Genomic DNA, 23,762 nt, shown 5'->3' with positions numbered 1-23,762 from the left:
GCCGGCCGCCCCGCCATCACCACCAGGAAGGCAGTACGACCATGAGCGAGCGGAGCGGTCAGGCGACCGCGGGGAGCGCCCCGGCGGCAGGGGGCGCCGCCGTGGCGGAGAACGCCACGACAGGGGGCGAGCCCGCCCGGAAGCGGACTCTCGCGGACTCCGCCCCCACCACCACCGCAGACCGGCTGGCCGAGCGGCTGCGGCAGGTCCGCGGGCGCGGCGCGCTGGAGATCGGCCTGGTCTTCGTCCTGGTGCAGCTCGGCTGCATCGTCTACTACCTCGTGGACCCCGTGGGCTTCCCCTACCTGGAGAAGTCGAACTTCAACGTCCTGAGCCAGAGCATCCCCGTGCTGGCGATCCTCGCCATCGGGGCCGGCGTCCTGATCATCGCCGGCGAGTTCGATCTGTCGCTCGGCGCCAACTTCACCTTCTGCGCGCTGGTGTTCACCAGGTGGTACACCGACGGGGCGGGCGCCTGGGCCGCCACCGGCATGGCGCTGGTCACCGGTGTGGCGATCGCCCTGCTGAACGCCCTTCTCGTCACCAAGGCCAAGATCCCCTCCTTCATCGTGACGCTCGGCATGATGCTGTTCTGGGAAGGAGCGGCCCTCTTCTACAACGGCACCACGGCCGCCCTGTTGGTCCCCAGCGACACCATGAAGCAGGTCTTCACCGCCGAACTCGGCTTCTTCCGCGGTCAGGTGCTGTGGCTGCTCGGCGTCGGCGTCGTGTTCTGGCTGCTGGTGCACCGCCACCGGCTCGGCAACCACATCTTCGCCGTGGGCGGCAACCCCGCCGCCGCCCGCGCCATCTCCATCAACCCCGACCGGGTCAAGATCATCGCGTTCGGCATCCTCGGTCTGTGCGTCGCTCTCGCGGCGGTCCTCACGGCCGTCCGCACCGGTTCCGTCCAGCCCGGCACCGGCCGTGGCATGGAGCTGAAGGCGATCGCGGCGGCCGTCGTGGGCGGAGTCGCGCTGTCCGGGGGCCGGGGCAGCGTCCTCGGCATGGTCCTGGGCGCGGCCCTCATCCTCACCGTGCAGGACATCCTGCTGCTCGGTGGCGCCCCCGGCTTCTACCTGGACCTGTTCGTGGGTCTGATCATCGTCGCCGCGGCCTTCTTCAACCGCATGATCGAGGGGAAGGCGAAGTGAGCGCCACAGCGCCCGCCGCCGGAAACGGAGCAACCATGTCACCCACCGCCACCGAGGAACGCACCGGCGAGGTGCTGCTGGAGCTGTCCGGCATCACCAAGCGGTACGGCGCCAACACGGTTCTGAACGACGTCGGTTTCACGATCCACCAGGGCGAGGTCGTGGGCCTGCTCGGCGACAACGGAGCCGGCAAGTCGACGCTGGTCAAGACGATGTCCGGGGTCGTCACCGCCGAGGCGGGCGACTATCTGTGGCGCGGTGAGAAGCTGACCACGCCCAACCGGCAGGAGACCGAGAGACGCGGCGTCGAGACGATCTTCCAGGACTCCGCCCTGGTGCCGTCCATGACCATCACCCGCAACATCTTCATGGGCCGTGAGCTCACCAATGCGCTCGGGTTGCTGCGCTTGCGGAAGATGGACGAGATCGCCGCGCAGATCCTCGACAGCGTGGTCACCATCGAGGGCATCAAGAGCCCCCGCCAGCTGGTGGGTTCGCTCTCCGGCGGCCAGCAGCAGGCCGTGGCGATCGCCCGCGCGGTGCACTTCAAGCGCAGTCTGCTGATCCTGGACGAGCCGACGAGCGCGCTGGCCGTGCGCGCGACGGAGGCCCTGCTCAACTACCTTCTGCAGCTGAAGGAGGAGGGCGTCAGCTCGGTGCTGGTCACGCACAACCTGCACCACGCGTTCCAGATCTGCGACCGGCACATCGTGATGAACCACGGGCGCAAGATCCTCGACGTACGCCGCGAGGACACCAGCGTCGAGGAGCTCACGGCCGCCGTGGTGGAGGGGCCCGAGGGCCTGCGCCGCCACCGCGAGGGCAAGCCCCTCGCCTGAGGAGACCCTTCGTCGGCGCACGAGGCCGGACCCGCCCGGGACCACGGGCGGGTCCGGCCTCGTTCTCCCGCGTACCGTCAGCTCGTTCTCCCGCGTACCGTCAGGCGGACCGGTTCCGTTGGGTGGCGGCGGGAGCGTTCATACGCTCCTGGCCCATGAGCGTTCTTTCAGATGAGCCGGTCGCCACGGACGCCTCACGGGCGGTCGAGACCGATGTCCTGATCATCGGCGCCGGCCCGTCGGGCCTCTACGGCGCCTACTACGCGGGTTTCCGGGGGCTGCGCGTCGCGGTCATGGACGTCCTGCCCCTGCGCGGCGGCCAGATCAGCGCGATGTACCCGGAGAAGCCCATCTTCGACATCGCCGGGTTTCCGTCGGTGCGCGGGCGGGATCTGGTCGCCGCCCTGGTCGCCCAGGCGGAGCCGTACGGTCCCCGCTACCTCCTCGGGGAGCGGGCGGTCGAGCTGACCTACGACTCCGGCGGGCGGCCCGTCGTCCGCGGCGATCAGGGGACGGTCGTACGGGCGGGGGCCGTGGTGATCACCGGCGGGGTGGGGACGTTCACGCCGCGGCCCCTGCCGGCCGGTGAGGACTATCTCGGTCGCGGCCAGGTGTACTTCGTGCCGGAGGCGGCCGCCCACGCCGATCACGATGTCGTGGTCGTCGGCGGCGGCGACAGCGCCTTCGACTGGGCGGCGATGCTCGCCCCGGTCGCCCGGTCCGTCACGCTCGTCCACCGCACCGGCCGGTTCCGTGCGCACCGCGCGTCCGTCGACAAGGTCCGCGCTCTCGGCATCGAGATCATCACCGAGTCCGAGGTCAGCGCGCTGCACGGCGACGACCGGCTGGAGCGGGTGGAGGTCCGCCACCGGGTCACCCGGGACACCCGTCCGCTGCCGGCGCGCACGGTCGTCGCCGCGCTCGGTTTTCTCGCCGACCTCGGCCCGCTCCAGCACTGGGGGCTGGCCCTGAACGCCCGGAAGATCGCGGTGGACACCCGGATGGCCACGAATCTGCCCCGGGTGTTCGCGGCCGGGGACATCACCGACTACCCGGGCAAGGTGCGGCTGATCTCCGTGGGTTTCGGCGAGGTCGCCACCGCCGTCAACAACGCCGCCACCGTCATCGACCCGGAGGCCCAGCTGTTTCCCGGGCATTCCACCGAGAAGGAGAACTGACATGGCCTATGTCATCGGCCCGGCCTGCGTCGACATCATGGACCGGTCCTGCATGGAGGAGTGCCCGGTCGACTGCATCTACGAGGGTGAGCGCAAGCTCTACATCAACCCGGTGGAGTGCATCGACTGCGGCGCGTGCGAGACGGCCTGCCCCGAGCTGGCGATCACCGTGGACCGGCTCGCCGACCCCGAGTTCCGCGCCGACAACCGGCGCTTCTTCGACGAGACGCTGCCGGGCCGCACCGCGCCCCTGGGCACTCCGGGCGGTGCCGCCGGCGTCGGTCCGGTGGGCGCGGACACGCCTCTCGTCAGCGCGTCGCCGAGCGGTTCGCGGTGACCGGCGCAGGGACGACGGCCCCGCGGGTCGGGATCCGCATCCCGCCCTGCGACCGGGCTGACCGGGTGGTCGAGACCGTGCGCCGGGCCGAGGAACTGGGCTTCGACGACGTCTGGTTCCCGGACTCCCAGCTGCTGTGGCGGGATGTGTTCACCACGTTGACCGCCGCGGCCCTGGGCACCGGGCGCATCGGTCTGGGGACCGCGGTCACCAACCTGGCGACCCGGCATCCGGCCGTCGTCGCGTCGGCCGCCCGCAGCGTCGCGGAACTCGCCCCCGGCCGGTTCACCCTGGGTCTCGGCGTGGGCAACAGCTCGGTCGGGCCGATCGGTCTGCGGCAGAGCACATCGGCGTCGATGCGCGAAGGCCTCGGCATGCTGCGCGCCCTGCTGGGCGGTCAGGAGTGGGAGTTCGAGGGCAAGGTCCGCTCCCGGCTCCGCGATCCGCAGCCCGGGGTGCCGCTGCATCTGGCGGCGAGCGGGCCGAGGAACCTGCGGCTGGCCGGTGAGATCGCCGACGGTGTCATCCTGCTCAGCGGAGTCTCACCGGCGACCCTGGCGAGCGCGACCGCGCGGGTGCGGGAAGGCGCCGAGGCGGCGGGCCGGGCGTACGGGGCGATCCCGTTGACCGTGTCCGCGTTCTGCGCGGTCACCGACGACGTCGAGTCCGCGGCGCGCCGGCTCAAGCCGGTGTGCGCGTCGATCGCCCAGAACGGCGGCGCGCCGTTCCTCGCCCTGGCGGGGATCGAGGTGGACGTCCCCGCGACGGTGGCGGGCGTCTACCCGGACCTGGTGCACGCCGAGGACTGGGACAAGGCCGTCGAGATCTGTTCGGCCTGGATCAGCGACGCGGCTGCCCTGCGCTTCGCCGAGGAGTTCTGCCTGTTCGGGACCGCCGAGCAGCTCAGCACACGGCTCCGCGCCCTGCACGCCGCCGGAGTCACGGGGGTTCTCCTCCAGCACGTCGGCTCCTACGACCCGCCGACCGACCTGATCGAGGCGGTCGGTTCGTCGGTACTGCCGACGCGCACGCTCCCCCGCCCGACCTGAACAGCGGGCGCGCGATGACAAAGCGGGTCGGGCAAGGTCGGCTACGGTTCGCCCGCGCCCCAAAGGGGCGCGGGGAACTGCGCGACCAGCCACGACGGCGCCGCAGCAGAACGACCGCACATCACGGCACGACCAGCGGAGCGCTAAGGCGTTCACTTGAGGCCGATGTGCGCGCCCGGGCCGAGTGGCAGGTCGAAGCCGTAGAAGACGGCCAGGATCACCAGCCACACCGCCATGAACGGGATGACGAAAACGGCGAGCCGGGATATCAGCGTGCCGAGCTTCGCGTCGGGCTCGTACTGGCGGAGCATCGCCAGGATGAGGAAGAGGTAGGGGTTCATCGGGGTGATGGCGCCGGTCGCGGAGTCGCCGATGCGGAAGGCCGCCTGGCTGAGCGCCGGGCTCATGCCCATCAGCATGAACGCGGGGATGAAGACGGGTCCGACCAGCGACCACAGGGCGGAGCCGGAGACGATGAAGAGGTTGAGGCAGGCCGCGAGGAGCACGAAGACCACGATCGCCCCGAAGCCCGTCACGCCGAGGTCGGTGAACAGGGCCGCGGCCTTGACCGCCAGCAGGATGCCCACGTTGGACCACGTGAACAGTGCGATGACCTGGGCGGCGACGAACATCATGACGATGTAGCCGGACATGCTCTTCACCGAGTCGGTCACCGCGGTGACCACGTCCTCGGTGCCGGTGAGCTTCTTGACCGTGAAGCCGTAGGTGAGCCCGGCCAGCAGGAAGGCGCCGAAGAGGACCGGGACGATGCCGCTGAGGACCGGCGAGGGCACGAACGCGCCGCCCTCGCCGCGCAGCGGGGCCCCGGACGGCAGCCACAGGGCGAGGACCCCGCCCGCGTAGAGCAGGACGACGACGGTCGTGGCCAGCAGGCCGCGGCGCTGGATCGGCGTGAGGGTCAGGTCCTCCTGCTCCTGCGGCTCCTCGCCGGTCGGCTCGTACGCCCCGAGGCGCGGTTCCAGGACGCGGCCGATGAGGAATCCGCCGAGCGCGGCGAGGACGAGGCTGCTCGCCGCGGTGAAGAAGTAGTTGATGAGCAGGTGGATGTGGAGACCGGCGGCGGCCGGCAGCACCGAGGCCGCCTGTTGGGTGATGCCGATGTACAGGGCGTCGAGCGAGCCGATGGTGAAGCCGGCGGCGTAGCCCGCGGTCACGCAGGCGAAGCCGCCGATGAGACCGGCCACGGGGTGGCGTCCGGCGCTCTTGAAGACCAGGGCCGCCAGCGGGGGCAGCACGATGGCGGCGACGTCGCTCATCATGTGCGCCTGGCTGGCGATGAGCGCGACCGCGTAGGGGAGCGCCGCGCGGGGCACGCGGGCCAGGGTGGCCCGCATGACGGTCTCCAGGAGCCCCGTGCGTTCCGCGAGTCCGACCACCATGATCAGGACCAGTACGGCGCCGATCGGCGGGAAGCTCGCGAAGTTGGGGATCAGGTTCTCCACCAGCCAGCGCAGCCCGTCGCCGGTGAACAGCCCGCCCACCTGCTTGGTCTCGTCGGTGCCGGGGACCTCGACGGAGACGTCGGCCAGTTCCAGCCCGGTGGAGACGACGGCCAGGAGGGCGAAGAGTCCCGCGAACAGGACGATCGGGTGGGGCAGGGCGTTGCCCGCCCGCTCGATGAACGACAGGACGCGGTCGAGGACGCCGGGGCGCCCGGTGTCGGGCGACTTGCTGTCGGGCGTGGGGAGGTCGGTCAGTGAGGACATCAGGGCTGCCTTCCCGTGGGGGCCGCTGGGAGCAGGAGGTCCTTGCGGACGACGCCGTCCTGGACGACGCAGACGATGTTGGCGGGGTCGCCGAGGACGCCGATGTCCGTGAGCGGATCACCGTCGCACAGGACGAGGTCGGCGGTGCGACCGGGGGTGAGGGTGCCGAGCCGGTCGGCGACGCCGAGGAGTTCGGCGGCGGTGCGGGTGCCGGCGACGATGGCGGCCATGGGGTCCATGCCCAGGTCCACGAGGTAGCTGAGCTCCATGAGGTTCACGCCGTGCGGGCCGACGGCGGCATCGGTGCCGAGCGCGATCCGGGCACCGTACTCGATGGCCCGGGCGATGTTCTCCTTGGTGATGCCGGACCAGCGGACCTTCTTCTCGTAGTGGTAGTGCGGCATCGTGTCCTTGTCGATGCCGGCGTACACGGTGGAGAGGGTCGGGACGACGAAGGTGCCCTGCTCGCCCGCCAGGTCCAGGGCGCGTGCGTCGAGGCCGTAGCCGTGCTCGATGCTGGTGACGCCGCCGCGCAGTGCGTTGAGGATGCCCGCGTTGCCCTGGGCGTGCGCGGCGACGGGCTTGCCGCCGTGCCGGCGGGCCTCGTCGACGACGGCCCGGATCTCCTCCTCCAGCAGGCCCTCGTCGTCGGGCTGGTCGTAGGGGCTGCCCATGCCGCCGGTGGCGCAGATCTTGACCAGGTCGGCGCCCTCGCGCAGGACGCGGCGCACGGCGAGCCGGGCCTCGTCGGCGGTGTCGGCGATCTCCGACATGCCGGCGCTGAGGTCGGTGCCGTCGGGCAGCCGTACGTCGGCGTGGCCGCCGGTGTGGCTGATGATCCGGACGGCGGTGTGCAGGCGCGGGCCGACGACCCGGCCGCTGTCGACGGCCGTGCGGTAGCCAGCGGAGAGGCCGCCGAGGTCGCGGGCGCTGGTGATGCCGGCGTCGAGGGTCTGCCGCAGCCGTGCGGCGGTGTCCAGGGTGACCAGGACCGGGTCGAGTTCGGCGCGGCGGCCGGGCGGCGAGCCCTGCGCGTAGGCCAGGTGGACGTGGCAGTCGAAGAACCCGGGGAGCAGGGTGCGGCCGCCGGCGTCGACGACCCGGACGTCGGGGGCGTCGCCCTGCGCTTGGGGGGCTGTCGCGGCGGCTCCGGCGTAGGAGATGATGCCGTCTCCGTCGACGATGACGACCGCGTCGTCCACCGGGGACGAGCCGGTGCCGTCGATGAGCCGGGCATGGTGGATCCGCAGGGCGGTCCGGGTATTCGTGTGGGTGTCCGTCATGGGGTGCGGTCACTCCTCCGGTGTCGGGGACAGGCGAACGGAGTGTGGAATGCGCGAGAAAACCTCGTGTCACTGTGCAGTTTTCACGCTGGATTCCGTCGATGTGCGCAGGGAAGCGCCGCACCGGGGGGTGCAGGATTGTGCCGCCTCGGGACTCGACGAGATCGACCGGGGGGTGGTCCATGCCCTCCAGATCCATCCCCGGGCCCCGTGGCGGCTGGTCGGTGAGGTGCTGGGGGTCAATCCGGTCACGGCCGCCCGGCGTTGGCAGCGGCTGGAGGAAGCGGGTCTGGCGTGGGTGACCGCCTATCCCCGGCTGTCCAACTCGCGGCTCGTGGTGAGCGCGGTGGTGGAGGTGGACACGGAGCCGGGAGTCGCCGAGGACGTGGCGCGGGCGCTGGCGGCCGACCCGTCGGTGGCCAACATCAAGCTCACGGCCGGCGGCCGGGACCTGGTGGCGGCCGTACAGGCCCGCAGCCTCGACGAGTTGGGCCGGCTGACGACGCTGTTGTTCCAGCGGACGCCCGGGGTGCGGGCGACGCGCACGCATGTGTCGACGGGGATCCCCGCCGAGGGCAGCCGGTGGCGGCTGCGCAGCCTCGACGCGGCTCAGGTCGCACGCGTCGAGCAGGCCGTGGCGGCCCCCGCGCTGCTGTCCGACGCGGAGGCCAGGTGGGACGATCTGGACGCCCAGCTGCTGGAACTGCTCAGCGTGGACGGGCGCATGTCGCTGCGGGACCTGTCCGCGGCGACCGGCGCGAGCCTGACGACCGTGCGTCGGCGTCTGCAGTCGCTGCTCGCCTCACGGTTGAGCCTGCGCTGCGATCTGGCCCGGCCGCTGTCGGGCTGGCCGCTGTCCGCCGTGTACTTCGCCTCGGTGCCGGGGCAGTTCGTGGAGGAGACCAGCCGGGTGCTGGCCTCGGTGCGCGAGGTGCGTTCCTGCGCGATCACGGCCGGCCCGCACAATCTGGTGGTCGACGTGTGGCTGCGCGACCTGCACGATGTGCACGCCTTCGAGGCCCATCTGTCCCGGCGGCTGCCGCGGCTCACGGTCGAGGACCGCTCGGTGGTGCTGCGCACGGTCAAGCACATGGGACGGCTGCTGGACCGTGACGGCCACAGCGTGGGCATCGTGCCGCTCCGGCTGCCCCAGGACACGCCCCGGGTGCCGAGCGGAGCGGCGTGAGGGACGGACGGCGACGGTCCGTCCAGCGGACCTCTCGCCTGGTGCGGGGCCCGGGCGGTCAGCACAGTGTTCGTGCGATGCCGCCCGCTCCGTACGAAGGAAGGTCACCCATGACGGACGCCCTCCGACGCGCCTACGCGCCGAGCCCCTTCGGGCAGTTGCACTACGTCGAGTGCGGCGCCGGCGAGCCCGTGCTGATGCTGCACCAGACGCCGCGCTCCTGGACCGAGTACCTGGACGTGCTGCCGCTGGTCGGAGCCGCCGGGCAGCGGGCGATCGCCATGGACACCCTGGGCTTCGGCGCCTCCGCGAAGCCCGACGGGCCGCACTCCGTCGAACGGTTCGCCGACGGGGTGCTCGCGCTCGTCGACGCGCTCGGCCTGGACCGTTTCCACCTGGTGGGCCACCACACCGGCGGAGTGATCGCCGTGGAGGTCGCCGCGCGTCTCCAGGACCGGGTGGCCGGCCTGCTGCTGTCCGGCACGCCCTTCGTCGACGAGGAGCGGCGCGGCCGGGCCGCGACCCGCAAGCCGGTCGACCATGTCGACCCGAAACCCGACGGCTCGCATCTGCTGGAGCTGTGGAACCGGCGCCGCGGCTTCTACCGGCCGGGCGAGGAGGCCGCGCTCCACCGGTTCATGGTGGACGCGCTCACCGTCCTGGACCGGGTGGAGGAGGGTCATCTGGCGGTGACCCGGTACCGGATGGAGGAGCGGCTGCCGTACGTCACCGCCCGCGCCCTCGCGGTCTGCGCCCCGGGCGACCACTACTCGCTGCCTGCGCTGGAGAAGTTCGCGGCGCTCGGCTGGGAGACCCGGGTGCTGTCGGGCGGTCATGTACCCGTGCCGGAGCAGCTTGCGCAGGAGTTCGCCGAGGTCATCCGGGAGTGGGTGGCGAAGGGCTGAGCCGGGCCGTACGGTCCCAGGTCGTCGCCGTGATCCCCCGGGCGCGGAGCTCCGCCTTGCGGACCTTGCCGGTCTCGGTGAGCGGCAGCTCCGCCACGACGTCGACATGGCGGGGCACGGCGAACGGGGGCAGCTCGCGCTCGCAGTGCCGTACGAGGTCGTGGGGGTCGAGCGTGCGGTCCGGGCGGAGGACCACCGCCACCATGACCTCGTCCTCGGCCAGCTCCGAGGCCACCGGGAAGGCGGCGACGTCGGCGACCGCCGGATGGGTGCGGACGGCGGACTCCACCTCCTGCGAGGAGATGTTCTCGCCGCGGCGGCGGATGACGTCCTTGATGCGGTCGACGAAGCGGAACGAGCCGTCCGGGTCCCGGACCACGCGGTCGCCGGTGCGCCGCCAGTCGGCCGGTGCCGGGCTCTCGGCGTCGCCCAGGTAGCCGGTGGCGAAGGCGAAAGGCTGGTGGCTGCGGACGAGGAGTTCGCCGGGTGTGCCGTCGGGGACCGGGGCGAGCAGTTCGTCGACCACCCGCGCCGAGAACCCGTCGCGGACGGTGCCGAGGCAGCCGGGCCGCTGTTCCTCGGGGGTGGATCCGATGACGAGGTTGGTCTCGGTGGAGCCGAATCCGTCGACGAGGGTGACGCCGAAGCGCTCACGGAACGGCTGCCAGGCGGGGCCGGGAGTGGCGGGTGAGAGGCCGCGCCACGCGCGGTGGGCGCGGTCGTGGGGGCCGGGAGGCGTGGCGAGCAGCATGGGGACCATCGCGCCGAGCAGATGGACGACGGTCGCCTCGGCCCGCGCGACCTGCGTCCAGTACCGGGAGGCCGAGAAGCGCGGTGCGAGCGAGTAGGCGGCGCCCACGGTCATGGCCTGGGCCAGCGCGTTCAGGGCGTTGGTGTGGAACAGGGGCAGGCAGGTGTGCAGGACGTCGTCGGCGGTCAGCCGCAGGGAGTCGGCGACGTTGCGGCCCCACCAGGAGAACTGGGCGTGCGGGCAGCGCACGCCGCGCGAGGTCCCGGTGGTGCCCGAGGTGAACAGGACGAACGCGGTGTCCTCGGCGCGGACCCGGGCGGGCGGGAGTTCCGGCGTGCCGTCCTCGGGCGTCGGGAGGTCGTCGGCTCCGTCGGTGACCCACAGCGTTCCCCGGTAGCCGGCCTCGACGACGCGTGCGGCCGGCTCGGGCTCCGCCAGCAGGAACGCGGGCTCCGCGGCGTGCAGCGCGTGCCGCAGACCGGGACCGCGCAGACCGGTGTTGAGCGGGACGAGGACCGCGCCGAGCCACGCGCTGCCGAGGATCAGGTCGACGAGCTCGATGCGGTTGCCGGTCATGGCGGCGATGCGGTCGCCGGGGCGGCAGCCGCGGGCCGCGAGCGCCCCGGCCGTCGTGGCGGCGGTCCGGCGGGTCTCCCGGTAGGTGCGCGTCACCTCGCCCACGCGCAGGAAGACCCGGTCGCCGAACTCCTCGGCGGCCGCCTCCAGCAGCCCGGGGACGGAGCGGGCCCGGATCATCGCAGCACCCCGGTGTCCCGCAACCGCCCGATCCGCTCCGGCGAGTACCCCGCCACCTCCCGCAGTACGGCGTCGGTGTCGGCGCCGAGCAGGGGCGCGGGGTCGCGGACGGCGCCGGGTGTGCGGGTGAGCCGGATCGGCACCCCCTCGTGCAGGAAGGCGCCCGCGGCCGGGTGCTCCCGGCGGACGTAGAAGCCGCGTGCCCGCAACTGCGGGTCGTGCTCGACGAGTTCACGCCCGTCCTGCACGGCTCCGGCCGGGACGCCGACCTCCTGGAGGAGTTCGGCGGCGAGGTCGGCCGGCATCGTCCGGGCCCAGGAGCCGAGGGCTTCGTCGACGAGGGCGCTCTCGCGTCGGCGGGCCCGCGCCGTCCGGGTCCGCTCGTCGACGGCGAGGTCGGGGCGGCCGACGACCTCGCACAGGGCCGCCCACTCGGGGTCCGAGCGCACGCTGACGGCCAGCCAGCGGTCGGTGCCGAGACACCGGTACACGCCCTGCGGGCTCCACTCGGGGTGGGTGTTGCCCGTCGGCGCCGATGGGGTGCCGGTGAGCAGGCTGGTGCCCATGTGCGCGGCGATCGCCTCGAGTTGGGACAGGTCGATGTGCTGCCCGCGTCCGGTCTCCGCCCGGTGTTCCAGGGCGGCGAGGGTCGCGAGCGCGGCCTGGAGTCCCGCGACGATGTCGCCGTGGCCGTAGATCACGCCGATCACGTCCTGCGGCCCCCAGCCGGTCAGCCCGGTCAGTCCGGAGGCGGCCGAGACCGTGTCGGCGTACGAGACCCAGCCGTTGCGGGGGCCGGTGTGTCCCATGCCCGACATGCTGACGTAGACGATGCCGGGGTTGATCCGGGCGAGTTCCTCGTGGCCGAGGCCCATCCGGGTCATGACGGTGGAGCTGAAGTTCTCCACGAGGACGTCGCAGGACGCGATGAGGTCGCGCAGTACGGCGAGGCCGTCCGCGGAGCGGGTGTCCAGCGTGATGCTGCGTTTGTTGCGGTTGACGTCGTTGAAGTAGCCGCTGGTGTCCGGGTCCGTGTGCGGGCCCCGGGAGAGGTGCATGAAGGGGGCGAACCGGGTGGGGTCGGGGCGGCCCGCCGACTCGACCTTGATGACGTCGGCGCCGTGGTCGGCGAGGATCTTCGTGCAGTACGGGCCCGCGAGCACCCAGGTCAGGTCGAGGACGCGGACGCCGTCCAGCGCGGGGCGCGCGGGGTCCTGGGCGGCGACGGCCGGGGGCGCCGGGCGGGGTGTGTCGAGGAGCGCGCGGTCGGCGTCGAGGCCGGGGACGTCGAGTTCCTGCCGCCGCCGGCCCTCCGGGAACGCGAAGGGGAAACCGACGTCGGTCCGACCGTCCACCCGGGTGAAGAAGCCGCGGGCCGTGAGCTGCGGGTTGTCCGGCAGTTCCGACGGCAGGTCCACGGCGGCCCAGGGCAGCTTCCTGGCCTGGGCGGCCTCGGCGAACTCGGCCTTGGGCCAGGCGCCCGCGAAGTCCTGGACGACCTTGAAGACATGCTCCTGGTGTTTCTTGCGTTCGACCGGGTCCTGCCAGCGCGGCTCGCCGAGATCGGCCTCGGTGCCCTCCTCGCGCAGCCACTCCAGCAGCGCGTCCCACATCCGGGGGCTGCCGCCGAGACCGCCGCCCAGGTGGCCGTCGGCGGCGCGGAACAGGCCGTGCGGCACGAGCGGGTGCACGGCTCCCGGCCGGGGCGGCACCCGGTCCTCGTGCAGATAGGCGAGGGCGCCCGCCTCCAGGGCGGCCGCCACGCAGGCCTGCGCGGACACGTCGATCAGCTGGCCGGGGCCCCGGCGGCGGGCGCGGAGCCCGAGGAGGGCGGCGATCGCCGCGTTGACGCCGGCGAGTTGCTCGGCCTGGTTCTCGGGCAGCCGCAGCGGCGGCCCGTCCGGGTCGCCCACCTGCGCCAGCATCCCGCCCAGCGCCGCCACCACGAGGTCGGTGCCCTGCCAGTGGGAACGCGGCCCGACGAGCCCGAAGGGCGTGACGCGGACGTGCACCAGACGGTCGGGAGCCGCCACTCCGTCCGGCGTCCCGTCGAGCAACACGTCCGCGCCTTCGAGCAGTCGGCGCAGCTCCTGCGCGGAGCCGACGACGACGGATCGCTTCCCGGCGTGCCAGTGGGCGAACGCGTCTCCGCCGAGCTCACGCCGGGTCGGGTCGCCGTCCGGGGGTTCGGCCAGCACGACCTCGTGTCCGAGGCCGACCAGCAGCCGGCCCGCGAACCGGACGAAGGGACTGGACAGTTCGACGACGCGCAGAGCCGGTCCGCTCACGTTTCCTCCCCTGTGGGTCACTGGTGCCGCTGGTTCAGGAAGCCGCTGACGACGCTGTGGTAGTCGTACGGCCGCTCCTCCTGAGGGTGGTGGGAGGCCTCGCTCATCACATGGAGGTTTCCCCTGGGGATCATGCGGGCCAGCATCAGCGGGTAGTCGGGGGTGAGGAAGGCGTCGTGCATGCCCCATAGGAAGAGGGTAGGGGCCTGGACGCGGCCGAGTTCGGCGGTGAGGTCCTGCCAGTCGCCGCGCGGGTTGTCGGAGGCGCCGGCGAGGGCGGTCTCCTCGGGGTCGAGGCTCTGCTCGTGGCGCAGGGTCACGGTGCCGTCGGGGACGGCCTCCGGGTCGTACCACTCCAGGCGGGCGATCAGCTCGCGCATCTTCTGCCAGGACGGGCCGGTGCCGCCGTAGTACACGTCGCGGGCGTTGCGGCCGCGGCGGCCGCCCTCGGGGAGGGGCGCGAGGGGGCCGTAGAACACGGGCATGCTGCCGGTGATCACCAACGACCGTACGCGCTCGGGGTACTTGGCGGCGAGGTCGAGGGCGATGGTGCCGCCCCACGAGTTGCACACGAAGTCGGCGCGCTCGACGCCGAGGGCGTCGAGGAGGGCCACGGTCTTCGCGGCGTGGTAGTCCCACATGGGGCCCTCGATGACGGGCTTGGCGGACTTGCCGTACTGCAGGATGTCGACGAGGAGGCAGCGGCGGTCGGCGGCGAACAGCGGGGCCACCTGCCCGAAGTCGGACCAGCCGGTGCAGCCGGGCCCGCCGCCGTGCAGGAACACGGTCGGGCTGCCCTCCCCCAGCTCGACGTAGTGGTACTTGACGCCGTCCGCTTCCGCGTAGGCGCCCTGCGGGGGCGCCTGGATGTCCATGAGGTCCATGGACCGATGGTGGGGCGGGGGTGATCGCCGCCCAAGCGGATCGGTCCGTTGAACGGTCCGGTTCCGTGGCCGTCGAACGGAACCGGACCTTAGTGTGCACAGCCCGTGACGTGAGTGGGGAGGCGGCGCATGTCGGCGTTGGAACTGGCCGAGGAGAGAGCCCGGGCGGCGATCGGGGTCCCGGAGCAGCGGTCCCTGGGGGTCGTACGGGCCGAGGACGCCGCGGAGTTCGCCCGCGCCGCCGGCGAGAGCGCACCGCATCTGGTCGATCCCGGTCATCCCGGCTTCCGCGTCCATCCCCTGTACGCGGTGAGTCTGCTGCGCGGCGCGCCGGGCGCCGATCCGGCCGAGTTCCGGCCCGACGGCATGTACCGCGACGAGGTGCCCGGCACCGACGGACTCGACGTCCGGCTGATGGCGGGCGGTCAGGACGTGCGCTTCCGGGCCGAGGTGCGGCCCGGGGACCGTCTCAGGGTGCGCCGGGCCCTCACGGGTGTGGAACGCAAGGGCGGCGGCGCGGGGTTCCTGCTGCTGACGGTCGAGAAGACGTACTCGGCGGAGCGGGGCGCCCTCGTCGAGGTCACGGAGAGGTTCATCGTCCGATGACGGCTCAGGTCCGCCAGGTCACCGTGGGGCAGGCGGTGCCGGCCGTCGAGCTGACCCCGAGCGCCGTCGGCCTGCTCCGCTTCGGCGCGGTCACGCGCAACGCCCACCGCATCCACTACGACGGCGAGTTCGCGCGCTCGGAGGGGTTGGCCGGGCCGGTGGTCATGGCGCAGTTGCACGGCTGTCTGTTCCATCGCGCGGCGGCGCGGTTCGCGGGGGACGCCGGACGCGTCCTGGAGGTCGGGTGGCAGAACCGGGCGCCCGCGCACGCCGGGGAGCGGCTCGTGGTGACCGGCACGGTGCGGGCGGTGGACGCGGCGAGCGGTGCGGTCACGCTGGACCTCGTCGAACACTGCGGCCCCGACGGCACGGTGTGCTGCCGGGGCCGCGCGGTGGTCGTACCGGGGTGATCCTGGGGGCCCGTCCGGCCGGACGGGCCCCCAGGATCCGGCATCAGCCCAGGTCGAGCGTCACCCTGCCGACCGCCTCCCCGGTCCGCAGCCGCTCGACGGCCTCGGCGAGGTCGTCGAGCGCGTACCGCTCGATCGGCAGCGTCAGCTCCCCCGCCGTGAGATCGGCGAGCAGTCGCCGCACGTCGTCGGCCACCTCCGCGGCCCGTGACATCAGGTTGACGGTTCTGAGCGACACGTCGGCGAGGAGGAAGTCCGCGAGGTCCACGGTGAACTCGCGTCCGGCGGTGTAGCCGACGAGGGCGGCGCGCCCGCGCGGTCGGACCAGTCGCAGCGCGTCCCGCAGCACGGGCCCGCCCACGGTGTCGATCAGCACGTCGATCGGTCCGCCGACCGCCTCCGGCGACAGCTCGGCCGCCGACACGGCCTTCGCGGGCGGCGGGACGTGCGCGAGCTTGGCCGGGCGGCCGACCACGCCGACCACCTCCGCCCCGGCCCGCGCGGCGAGCTGCACGGTCAGCGCGCCGACCGCGCCCGCGGCCCCGGTCACCAGGACCCGCTCCCCCGGCAGCACGGCCGCGACCGGGTGCACCGCCGCCCAGGCCGTGCCCGCCGGGGAGAAGTAGCTGCACGCCAGCGCGGGATCCGTGCCGGCCGGCACGGCCTCGACGGCCGCGTCCGGCACCAGGGCGTGCTCCGCCCAGCAGCCGTCCCTGCGCAGCCCGAGCGCCTTGCCGCGGAGTTGGACGAGGCTGCCCTCCGGATGGGTGTCCGAGGCCAGGACGGTTCCGCTGCCCGCGGTTCCGGGCACCGCCGGCAGGTCGGGGAGGATGCCGAACCGGCCGTCGACGACGTTGAGATCGAGGTGGGTGACGGCGGCGGCGCTCAGCCGTACGAGGGTGTGGCCGGGCCTCGGCTCCGGTATCGGCCGCTCCACGAGCCTCGGCAGCGCGCCGAACGTCTCCAGGACAAGGGCACGACTCACAGTTTCACTCCGTATCGACGCAGGGCCCGGGAGGCGACGATCCGCAGGACGCGGTCGAAGACGAACCCGAGGATGCCCAGGGTGATGATTCCGACGAAGACCCAGTCGATCCGGCCGTAGTTGCGGGAGGTCCAGATCAGCGAGCCGAGACCGACCTGGGCGGCGACGATCTCGGCGGAGACGATGGTCAGGAAGCTGTTGCCCATGGCCAGCCGTGCGCCGGTGATGATGTGCGGCACGGTGGACGGCAGGACGATCCGCTGGAGGATCTGCCGTCGGCTCGCGCCCAGGCTCGCCGCCGCCCTGAGCTTGGACTCGCTCACCGCCATGACGCCGGCGCTCGTGTTGAGGGTGACGATGAAGACGGCCGTGTAGAAGATCAGGACCACCTTCGACGACTCGCCGATGCCCAGCCACACCACGGCCAGGGTGACGAAGGCGACCGGCGGGATGAACCGGAAGAACTCGATGTACGGGTCCAGGAGTTGGCGTACGACCTTGATCTGTCCCACCAGCAGGCCGACCGGCACGCCGACGACGATCCCGAGTCCCCAGCCGATCAGGATGCGCCGGCTGGAGGCGATGATCGAGTTGGTCAGCGTGCCGTCCCGGGCCAGTTCCTCCGCGGCCGACAGGGTCTCCTTGGGCGAGGCGACCAGGGAGGAGCCGTACTGCAGGGCCAGCAGCTGCCAGACGCCGACGCCGATGAGGACGGACAGGGTGTACAGGCCGATCGTGCGCAGGCTCTGGGCGCTCGCCCGGTCGGAGCGCCGCCGGGCCTGTGGGGTGGCGGCTCGGCCCGCCGTCGCAACCGTCATCGGACGTCCTCCTCCGTGTCCAGGCCCTGGTCGCGCAGGGCCTTGCGCACCTCCTCGCCGATGTCCTCCCGGAGGCTGCGGCGCAGTTCGACGACGCCCGGGTCGGCCTCGTCGCGTGGTCTCGGCAGGTCCACCGGATACACGGACTTGATCCTCGCCGCCGGTCCCGCGGTCATCACGGCGATGCGGTCGGCGAGCAGGATCGCCTCGTCGATGTCGTGGGTGACGAACACGACGGTGCAGCCCGAGGCGCGCCAGATGCGGTCCGTCTCCTCCTGGAGCACCTGCCGGGTCTGCGCGTCGAGCGCGCCGAACGGTTCGTCCATGAGGACGACGCTCGGTTCGTTGGCCAACACGCGGGCGATCTGGACGCGTTGCCGCATGCCGCCGCTCAACTGGCCGGGGAAGCGGTCGGCGCAGTGCCGGAGTCCGACCAACCTCAGGTATTCGTCGGCGAGTTCCGCCTGCACCGCACGCGATTTCCGGCGCATGCGCGGTCCGAACATCACGTTCTGCCGGACCGTCATCCAGTCGAAGAGCGCCTCGCTGCTCTGGAAGACCATGCCCAGCTCGGGGTCGGGCCCGGCGATCTCGGCGCCGCCCGCGGTGAGGCTGCCCTCGCTCGGTGTCACGAACCCCGCCATCGCCGACAGCAGGGTGGACTTGCCGCAGCCGCTCGGTCCGAGCAGACAGAGGAACTCGCCGGCGGCGATGTCCAGGGATATGTCCCGCACCGCCTGGAACGAGCCGAAGCGGATGCCGACGCCGTCGGCGCGCAGTGCGGCGCCGCGCCCGGCCGCCCGGCCGCTCTCCACTGCGGTGGTCTCGATGGCCTTGGTCATCAGGATCCCTTCAGGTGCTCGGTGGACCAGCCGTTCAGGACGGCCGTGGCCACGTCCGGCTTCGCCTTGACCTTGCCGGTGCCCAGATAGAAGGAGGCGGTGTCGTCGTACGCCTTCAGGTCCTCGGCGGTGAAGTCACGGACCGCGAAGTCGATCTCCTTGATCGCGTTCACGGTCTGGGCCGGCGGGATCTTGGTGGCCTTCTTCGTGGCCTCGGCCGCCGCGTCCGGGTCGCTCTCGGTCTGCTCGGCGGCCTCCTGGAGCGCAGTCGCGACCTTGACGGCGGTCGCGGTGTTGTCCTTGAGCCAGGTGTCGGTCGTCAGCAGCCAGTGGGAGTAGGACAGGCCGAAGTCGCCGGTGGTCTCCAGGATCCGCTCGCCGAGTGCCACGCCCTTGGTGGGCCAGGGCTCCCACAGGACGTAGGCGTCCACGTCTCCTTTCCGGGTCAGCGCCGGGATCTCGGGCGGGTCGGCGGTGACCAGGTCGACCGTCTCGGGGTCGATGCCCTTCGACTCCAGGAACCGGGTGGCCGCGAGCTGGGAGAGACCGGGGACGACGGCCATCTTCCTGATCTGCGCGGCCGACTTGATCTTCGGGCCGAGGACGACCTTCAGATAGCGGCCGGACTGCTCGTACACCAGCAGCGACCGGAGCGAGGGGGTCTGCTGGAGCACTCCGATGGTGGTGGTGTCGGAGTTGCCGGCCAGCTGCACCTGGCCGGCGCCGAGGGCGTCCACCCCCTCACCGCCCTTGCCGAACTGGACGAGTCGGACGTCGACGCCGTGCTTCGCCCACAGTCCCTGGGCGTCGGCGAGGAAGAAGGGGGCGAAGGAGGGGTCGATGCCGACGGCGATCCGGATCGTGGGGCCGGCGTCCTTCCCGCCCCCTGCTGCGGTCGAGTCGGTGGTGCCGGCGCCGCACGAGGTGAGCGTGAGGAGTGCGGCGGTCAGGGCTGCGGATCCTGCGAGGAGACGTCTTGGGCGGGACGGTGTCTGCATGCGCACCTCGGTGATGGGGAAGAGACCGCCGGTCGCGGCGGGTCGTCGAAGAGCGGCCCGAATTGGCGCACCGTAGACCCCGGCCCGACCTCCCTGCATCGGCATGGGTCCGCTGAGCGGGACGCGGCCCGAGGATTCCTCCGCCGTCCCGTCGTCGAGGGGGCGTTCTGCTCAGCGAGACGGGTCCCTTGGGCAGATCCGTCGGCGCCCGCATGCTCGGGTCGACTGTTCGCACGGCAGCAGGAGGACACGCACGATGACGGTCGAGGACTCACCCGAGGCACAGACTCCCGTCCGCGGGCGCCGCAGAGCATCCGGCGAGCCCGGCCGCCAGGACTGGCGTTCCTGGCCCCACTACGACGCGGCGGGCGCGGGCTTCCGCGGCTACTGGTACCCGGTCACCTGGGCCGGCCAGATCACCGGCAAACCGTTGCCGTTCACGATCTGCGGCGAGAAGATCACGCTGATCAGGGACAACGGCACGGCGTACGCGCTGCACAACCGCTGCCCGCACCGGGGGGTGCCGCTGTCGGAGGGCGATCAGCAGTTCCCCGGCACCGTCAGCTGCCCGTACCACGGCTGGACCTTCGACCTGCCCACCGGGAAGCTGAGCGCGGTCATCACCGACGGGCCGGGCTGTCGGCTCACCGGCAAGGTCTCGGTGCGCACGTACCCGGTCGAGGAGCGGCTCGGCATGGTGTGGGTGTACATCCCGATCGCCGACGAGGAACCGCACCCGATCGACTCGCAGCTCCCGGAGGAGCTGGTGGAGAACGCCTTCGTAATGGGCGGGCGGATCGACCCGCGCTCCGGCAACTGGCGCTTCGCCTGCGAGAACGGCTTCGACGAGGGGCACGCCAAGTATCTGCACCGCACGGCGCTGTGGCGGCTGTTCAAACCCATGCCGACCTGGAACATCACCCGGATCGTGCCCAGGGACCGGTGGATCTTCCGGGTGCAGGACGAGGTCCACTGGGAGGCCGACTTCCCCGGCGTGGGCCACTGGAGCAACAAGCGCTGGTGGAAGCAGCAGCCGCCGAAGGAGACCTTCAACATCGGCAACACCGGCAAGCCGGACCGGGTCGACCCGGTCATCGAGGCGCAGGAGTTCCCCGGCTTCGCCTCCCTGTCCATGCCGGGGGTGCTGCGGATCGCCTACCCGAACTTCATCCACTACGAGTTCTACGTCCCCGTCGACGAGGACAGCCACCGCTACGTCGGCGTGATGGTCAACTTCACCGAGGGCTGGAACACGCTCCGCTTCTACGCCAAGTACCTGGGCGCGATCCGCTGGCTGTTCCACGGCCAGTTCTCCGGCCAGGACGCGTGGATGGTCGACATCACGGACGCGCCGCCGGAGAAGCTCTACCGCCCCGACATCTCGCTGACCGCCTGGCGGAACCTCAGCGAGGAGGAGTACGCCAAGAAGCTCGCGGCGGCGGGCGCGAACCCGGCGGGCGGGAACCCCCCGATCGAGAAGAAGGCATGACCATGGGCCGTACCCTGCTCACCCTGCTGGCCGGGGCCGCGATCGCCGTCGGCATCCCCCTGGCGAGGAAGCGCCTCGCGCGCACCGCCATGACCCAGGTCCACAGGATCAACCAGTGAGCCCCGACGGGCTCGCGGGCCTCGACGACCGGCGGCGCGGCTGGGCCGAGGAGGCCTGGCGGCATGTGACCGGCGACCGGCTGCGCGAGCTGATCATCGGGCTCGTCGACATCCCGAGCCCCACCGGCGACGAGGGGCCGCTCGCCGCGCACATCGCGGACACCCTCGCGATCTCCGGATGCCGCACGGAAGTCCAACCGCTCGACGACCGGCAGGCCAACGCCTGGGCCCGGCTGGAGGGCGACGGCACCGGCCCCGACCTGATGCTCTACGCGCCGATCGACACCCTCACGGTCGGCGAGGAGAGCGAGGACCTCCCCTGGATCGGCCCCGAGCTGCGGGACGACATGCGCCCGCAGGCCACGGTCTACGACGATCTCGTCGTCGGCCTCGGCGCCTCCAACCCGAAGGGGCACGCCGCGTGCGTGATGATGGCCGCCGAGGCCATCGGGCTGGCGGGCGTGCCGCTCACCGGCGATCTGGTGGCCGCGTTCGGCGCGGGCGGCATGCCCACGAACGCCCGGCCGGTCGGGGTGCGGCGCAACACGGGCCAGGGCGTGGGCTGTTCGTTCCTCCTGGAGCAGGGCGTGTGGACCGACTACGCGGTCATCGCCAAACCGGGCTGGACGGTCTCCTGGGACGAGGTGGGCCTCGTCTGGTTCCAGGTCACCGTCCGCGGCACGCACACCTACGTCGGCTCACGGCATCGTCTGCCCTACGACAACGCGATCGCCCGCGCCGGTGAGGTCACCCGGTACCTGGAGGAGTGGTTCGTCGAGTACGCCGAGCGCCATACGTCGGGCACGGTCGCCCCGCAGGGCATCGTCGCCTCCGTGCACGGCGGCTGGCCGCGGACGGCGGCGGTGACGCCGGCCTCCTGCACCCTCATGGTCGATCTGCGCATCGGCCCGGACACCACGCCGATGCGGGCCAAGCGGGAGTTCCTCGCGGCGATCGACACCATCCGCGGCAAGCTGCCCGGCCTCGACGTGAGCGCCGAGATGGCGGTCGCGATCCCGGGCACGCGGACGGACCCGCAGAGCTGGATCTGCCGTAGCGCGACGGCGGGCTGGGCCGCGTTCGAGGGCCGCGAGCACGAGGCGATCCGGGGGAACAGCGGTGCCACCGACGCCAACATCCTGCGCAACCGGGGCATCCCCACCGTGCGGGTCGGCATGCCCAAGGTCGTCGAGGCGCCCTTCGGGATCGACTTCGCGCGGGGCATGAACACCGTCTCGGTGCGGGCCATGGAGAAGCTGACGCGCCATCTGATCCGGACGGCCGTCGACACCGTCACCCGCACACGCGCCGAGCTGGAAGGAGCCACGGCATGACCGAGATCGTCCTGGGTGTGGGCGCGTCGCACAGCACGCTGATGAACACCCACTGGGAGGAGACCCTCCACAAGGACCGCGCGGAACGCTTCCGCGACGCGCTCGGCCAGGCGCGCGAGGCGCTCGCCGCCGCCCGGCCCGACACCGTGATCCTGGTCGGCTCCAACCACTTCCGGGGCTTCTGGCTCGACCTGATCCCGGCGTTCACGATCGGCGTCGGCGAGTGCGTCGCCAGCGGTGAGTCCGGCACCCCGAAGGGGCCGCAGTCGGTCGACGTCCCGCTCGCCCGGCATCTCGCCGACTCGTTGGTGGACGGCGGCCGGTTCGACGTCGCGTTCTCGGCGCGGCTGCAGATCGACCACGGGCAGTCGCACGCGATCCAGTATCTGCTCGACGGGCTGGACGTGGAGATCGTGCCGCTCGTCGTGAACGTGTTCGCGCCTCCGCTGCCCACCCTGGAGCGCTGCGACCAGCTGGGCCGGGCGATCCGGGAGGCGGCGCTGGCGTTCCCCGACGACCGCCGGATCGCGGTGATCGGCTCCGGTGGGCTGTCGCACCGGCTGCCCTGGCCCGACTGGCGCGATCCGCACGGCGACGACGAGGAGTTCATGGTCGGCGCCTGGCTGAACGGCCGCGAGAACTGGCAGGACTACGACGCGCGCCGCCGCGAGATCATCCGCGCCGCCGAGGCGGCGATCACCCCGGAGTTCGACGACGGGTTCCTGACGCTCGTCGAGCGCGGCCAGGCGCACCGGGCGACCGCGTTCACCACCGGGGAGCTGGAGAAGGCCGCCGGCAACGGGGCGCAGGAGCTGCGCACCTGGCTGCTCATGGCCGCCGTCCTCGACCACGTCCCGGGGCGGCGACTGGCCTACGAGCCGATGCCGGAATGGCTCACCGGGATGGCCGTCGCCGTCCTCGATCCCGCACCGACCCACGAAAGGCAGTCATGAGCATCTGGACCGAACTGTCGGGCCTCGACTACCGCCACGCGTACGTCGAGACCGGCGACTTCAGGACCCGCGCCCTGCAGGCCGGCCCGCAGGACGGCGAGCACGTGGTGTTCCTGCACGGCACCACGGGCCATCTGGAGGCCTTCGTACGGAACATCCCGGCGCACGCCGGGGCCGGCTACCGCTGCCACGCCGTCGACATGCTGGGGCACGGCTACACCGGCAAGCCGGACCGGCCCGGCGAGATCCCGGCGTACGTCGATCACCTGCTGTCCTACCTGGACGCGGTCGGCGCCGAACGCGCGCACCTCGTCGGTGAGTCGCTGGGCGGCTGGGTGGGCTCGTGGGCGGCGAGCGAGCACCCGGACCGGGTGGCCTCGCTGCAGCTGCTGTGCATGGGCGGCACGAAGATCAACCCGAAGGTGATGGACCGGCTGAAGACCTCCACCCGGGCCGCCGCGCTGGAGGACGACGTCTCCTTCACCCGCGAGCGGCTGCGGCTGCTGTGGGCGGAGTGGGACGAGGAGCTGGGCGACGAGCTGACCCGGGTGCGGTACGAGATCTACCACCACCCCGAGTTCCGGCGGAACCTGCACAACCTGCTGGCGCTGCAGGAGGTCGAGGCCCGTGAGCGCAACCTGCTGCGCCCGGACCGCATGGCGCGGATCAAGGTGCCGACGCTGGTCGTGTGGGGCAACAAGAACCCGCTCGGCGACGTCCCGGAGGCGGAGGCGATCGCCGCGGCGATCCCGGGGGCCCGCCTGGAGGTCTTCCCCGAATGCGGGCACTGGCCTCAGCATGAGAAGGCCGATCTTTACAACCCGCTCAGCCTGGCGTTCCTCGCCGAGGCGTCCTCCGTCGACTGAATCGC

The 23,762-nt window shown here is 72.2% G+C and carries 23 protein-coding genes; 14 read left to right on the top strand and 9 right to left on the bottom strand.

Annotated elements, in window-relative coordinates:
• The first annotated feature begins 41 nt into the window (after window positions 1–41).
• From ACWD4O_RS24790 to ACWD4O_RS24770, 5 genes are all read left to right on the top strand, one after another.
• Window positions 42–1,154: an ABC transporter permease gene (locus ACWD4O_RS24790; RefSeq protein ID WP_451282912.1), complete on the top strand. Its 1,113-nt coding sequence runs from the start codon at window positions 42–44 to the stop codon at window positions 1,152–1,154.
• A 35-nt stretch (window positions 1,155–1,189) separates the two neighbouring features.
• On the top strand, window positions 1,190–1,993 hold the full coding sequence (locus ACWD4O_RS24785) for an ATP-binding cassette domain-containing protein (RefSeq protein ID WP_451282910.1): 804 nt from the start codon (window positions 1,190–1,192) through the stop codon (window positions 1,991–1,993).
• A 155-nt stretch (window positions 1,994–2,148) separates the two neighbouring features.
• A complete protein-coding gene (locus ACWD4O_RS24780) occupies window positions 2,149–3,171 on the top strand; it encodes an NAD(P)/FAD-dependent oxidoreductase (RefSeq protein ID WP_451282908.1) in 1,023 nt (340 codons plus the stop codon).
• Window position 3,172: 1 nt separating this feature from the next.
• Entirely contained in the window at window positions 3,173–3,508 is a 336-nt protein-coding gene (gene fdxA / locus ACWD4O_RS24775) for a ferredoxin (RefSeq protein WP_351907488.1), read from the top strand.
• On the top strand, window positions 3,505–4,557 hold the full coding sequence (locus tag ACWD4O_RS24770; protein ID WP_451282906.1) for an LLM class flavin-dependent oxidoreductase: 1,053 nt from the start codon (window positions 3,505–3,507) through the stop codon (window positions 4,555–4,557). Before fdxA ends, ACWD4O_RS24770 begins: the two co-directional genes overlap by 4 nt.
• A gap of 152 nt (window positions 4,558–4,709) precedes the next feature.
• On the opposite strand, the gene ACWD4O_RS24765 is transcribed toward ACWD4O_RS24770, so the two are convergent.
• Together ACWD4O_RS24765 and ACWD4O_RS24760 are read right to left on the bottom strand one after the other, a co-directional pair.
• Entirely contained in the window at window positions 4,710–6,284 is a 1,575-nt protein-coding gene (locus tag ACWD4O_RS24765) for an AbgT family transporter (RefSeq protein ID WP_451282904.1), read from the bottom strand.
• Entirely contained in the window at window positions 6,284–7,567 is a 1,284-nt protein-coding gene (locus tag ACWD4O_RS24760) for an amidohydrolase family protein (RefSeq protein ID WP_451282902.1), read from the bottom strand. Before ACWD4O_RS24760 ends, ACWD4O_RS24765 begins: the two co-directional genes overlap by 1 nt.
• Window positions 7,568–7,697: 130 nt before the next feature.
• Here ACWD4O_RS24760 and ACWD4O_RS24755 point away from each other — a divergent pair, with 130 nt between their 5' ends.
• Both ACWD4O_RS24755 and ACWD4O_RS24750 read left to right on the top strand, forming a co-directional pair.
• Window positions 7,698–8,753 carry an Lrp/AsnC family transcriptional regulator gene (locus ACWD4O_RS24755; protein WP_451282900.1) on the top strand — a complete coding sequence of 352 codons (1,056 nt, stop codon included), beginning with the start codon at window positions 7,698–7,700 and terminating at the stop codon, window positions 8,751–8,753.
• Between the two features lie 110 nt (window positions 8,754–8,863).
• Window positions 8,864–9,658, top strand: coding sequence for an alpha/beta fold hydrolase (locus ACWD4O_RS24750; RefSeq protein WP_451282898.1), 795 nt, complete (start codon window positions 8,864–8,866; stop codon window positions 9,656–9,658).
• Here the strand turns inward: ACWD4O_RS24750 and ACWD4O_RS24745 are convergent.
• The 3 genes from ACWD4O_RS24745 to ACWD4O_RS24735 are packed head-to-tail and all read right to left on the bottom strand — an operon-like array spanning window position 9,630 to window position 14,337.
• The gene (locus ACWD4O_RS24745; RefSeq protein ID WP_451282896.1) at window positions 9,630–11,165 is read right to left on the bottom strand and encodes an AMP-binding protein; all 1,536 of its coding nucleotides are present in this window, start codon (window positions 11,163–11,165) and stop codon (window positions 9,630–9,632) included. The two genes, ACWD4O_RS24750 and ACWD4O_RS24745, sit on opposite strands and share 29 nt — an antisense overlap.
• Window positions 11,162–13,453: a CoA transferase gene (locus ACWD4O_RS24740; protein ID WP_451282894.1), complete on the bottom strand. Its 2,292-nt coding sequence runs from the start codon at window positions 13,451–13,453 to the stop codon at window positions 11,162–11,164. Before ACWD4O_RS24740 ends, ACWD4O_RS24745 begins: the two co-directional genes overlap by 4 nt.
• Window positions 13,454–13,470: 17 nt before the next feature.
• Window positions 13,471–14,337, bottom strand: a complete 867-nt coding sequence (locus ACWD4O_RS24735; RefSeq protein ID WP_451282892.1) for an alpha/beta fold hydrolase — start codon at window positions 14,335–14,337, stop codon at window positions 13,471–13,473.
• 129 nt (window positions 14,338–14,466) lie between these two features.
• On the opposite strand from ACWD4O_RS24735, the gene ACWD4O_RS24730 reads away from it, so the two are divergent.
• Together ACWD4O_RS24730 and ACWD4O_RS24725 are read left to right on the top strand one after the other, a co-directional pair.
• Entirely contained in the window at window positions 14,467–14,943 is a 477-nt protein-coding gene (locus tag ACWD4O_RS24730) for an FAS1-like dehydratase domain-containing protein (RefSeq protein WP_451282890.1), read from the top strand.
• Window positions 14,940–15,353 carry an acyl dehydratase gene (locus tag ACWD4O_RS24725; RefSeq protein ID WP_451282888.1) on the top strand — a complete coding sequence of 138 codons (414 nt, stop codon included), beginning with the start codon at window positions 14,940–14,942 and terminating at the stop codon, window positions 15,351–15,353. The genes ACWD4O_RS24730 and ACWD4O_RS24725 overlap by 4 nt, the downstream gene beginning before the upstream one ends.
• Before the next feature lie 43 nt (window positions 15,354–15,396).
• Here ACWD4O_RS24725 and ACWD4O_RS24720 read toward each other — a convergent pair whose 3' ends face one another.
• Genes ACWD4O_RS24720 through ACWD4O_RS24705 form a run of 4 tightly spaced genes read right to left on the bottom strand, consistent with a single transcriptional unit; the run spans window position 15,397 to window position 18,996 of the window.
• Window positions 15,397–16,338 (bottom strand): quinone oxidoreductase family protein, encoded by a 942-nt coding sequence (locus ACWD4O_RS24720; protein ID WP_451282887.1) that lies wholly within the window; start codon window positions 16,336–16,338, stop codon window positions 15,397–15,399.
• A complete protein-coding gene (locus tag ACWD4O_RS24715) occupies window positions 16,335–17,156 on the bottom strand; it encodes an ABC transporter permease (RefSeq protein ID WP_451282885.1) in 822 nt (273 codons plus the stop codon). The genes ACWD4O_RS24720 and ACWD4O_RS24715 overlap by 4 nt, the downstream gene beginning before the upstream one ends.
• Window positions 17,153–17,998, bottom strand: coding sequence for an ABC transporter ATP-binding protein (locus ACWD4O_RS24710; protein WP_451282883.1), 846 nt, complete (start codon window positions 17,996–17,998; stop codon window positions 17,153–17,155). The genes ACWD4O_RS24715 and ACWD4O_RS24710 overlap by 4 nt, the downstream gene beginning before the upstream one ends.
• Window positions 17,998–18,996: an ABC transporter substrate-binding protein gene (locus tag ACWD4O_RS24705; RefSeq protein ID WP_451282881.1), complete on the bottom strand. Its 999-nt coding sequence runs from the start codon at window positions 18,994–18,996 to the stop codon at window positions 17,998–18,000. The genes ACWD4O_RS24710 and ACWD4O_RS24705 overlap by 1 nt, the downstream gene beginning before the upstream one ends.
• Window positions 18,997–19,252: 256 nt before the next feature.
• On the opposite strand from ACWD4O_RS24705, the gene ACWD4O_RS24700 reads away from it, so the two are divergent.
• Genes ACWD4O_RS24700 through ACWD4O_RS24680 form a run of 5 tightly spaced genes read left to right on the top strand, consistent with a single transcriptional unit; the run spans window position 19,253 to window position 23,757 of the window.
• Entirely contained in the window at window positions 19,253–20,485 is a 1,233-nt protein-coding gene (locus ACWD4O_RS24700) for a Rieske 2Fe-2S domain-containing protein (RefSeq protein WP_451282879.1), read from the top strand.
• Window positions 20,482–20,604, top strand: coding sequence for a hypothetical protein (locus tag ACWD4O_RS24695; RefSeq protein WP_351907440.1), 123 nt, complete (start codon window positions 20,482–20,484; stop codon window positions 20,602–20,604). The genes ACWD4O_RS24700 and ACWD4O_RS24695 overlap by 4 nt, the downstream gene beginning before the upstream one ends.
• Window positions 20,601–21,938, top strand: a complete 1,338-nt coding sequence (locus ACWD4O_RS24690; protein WP_451282876.1) for a M20 family metallopeptidase — start codon at window positions 20,601–20,603, stop codon at window positions 21,936–21,938. Before ACWD4O_RS24695 ends, ACWD4O_RS24690 begins: the two co-directional genes overlap by 4 nt.
• Window positions 21,935–22,891: a DODA-type extradiol aromatic ring-opening family dioxygenase gene (locus ACWD4O_RS24685; RefSeq protein ID WP_451282875.1), complete on the top strand. Its 957-nt coding sequence runs from the start codon at window positions 21,935–21,937 to the stop codon at window positions 22,889–22,891. Before ACWD4O_RS24690 ends, ACWD4O_RS24685 begins: the two co-directional genes overlap by 4 nt.
• On the top strand, window positions 22,888–23,757 hold the full coding sequence (locus tag ACWD4O_RS24680) for an alpha/beta fold hydrolase (RefSeq protein WP_451282873.1): 870 nt from the start codon (window positions 22,888–22,890) through the stop codon (window positions 23,755–23,757). The genes ACWD4O_RS24685 and ACWD4O_RS24680 overlap by 4 nt, the downstream gene beginning before the upstream one ends.
• Window positions 23,758–23,762: the final 5 nt, after the last annotated feature.

It is taken from the genome of Streptomyces sp. NPDC002623 (genome assembly GCF_053592635.1).
This window is presented reverse-complemented; position numbering and strand designations above follow the sequence as displayed.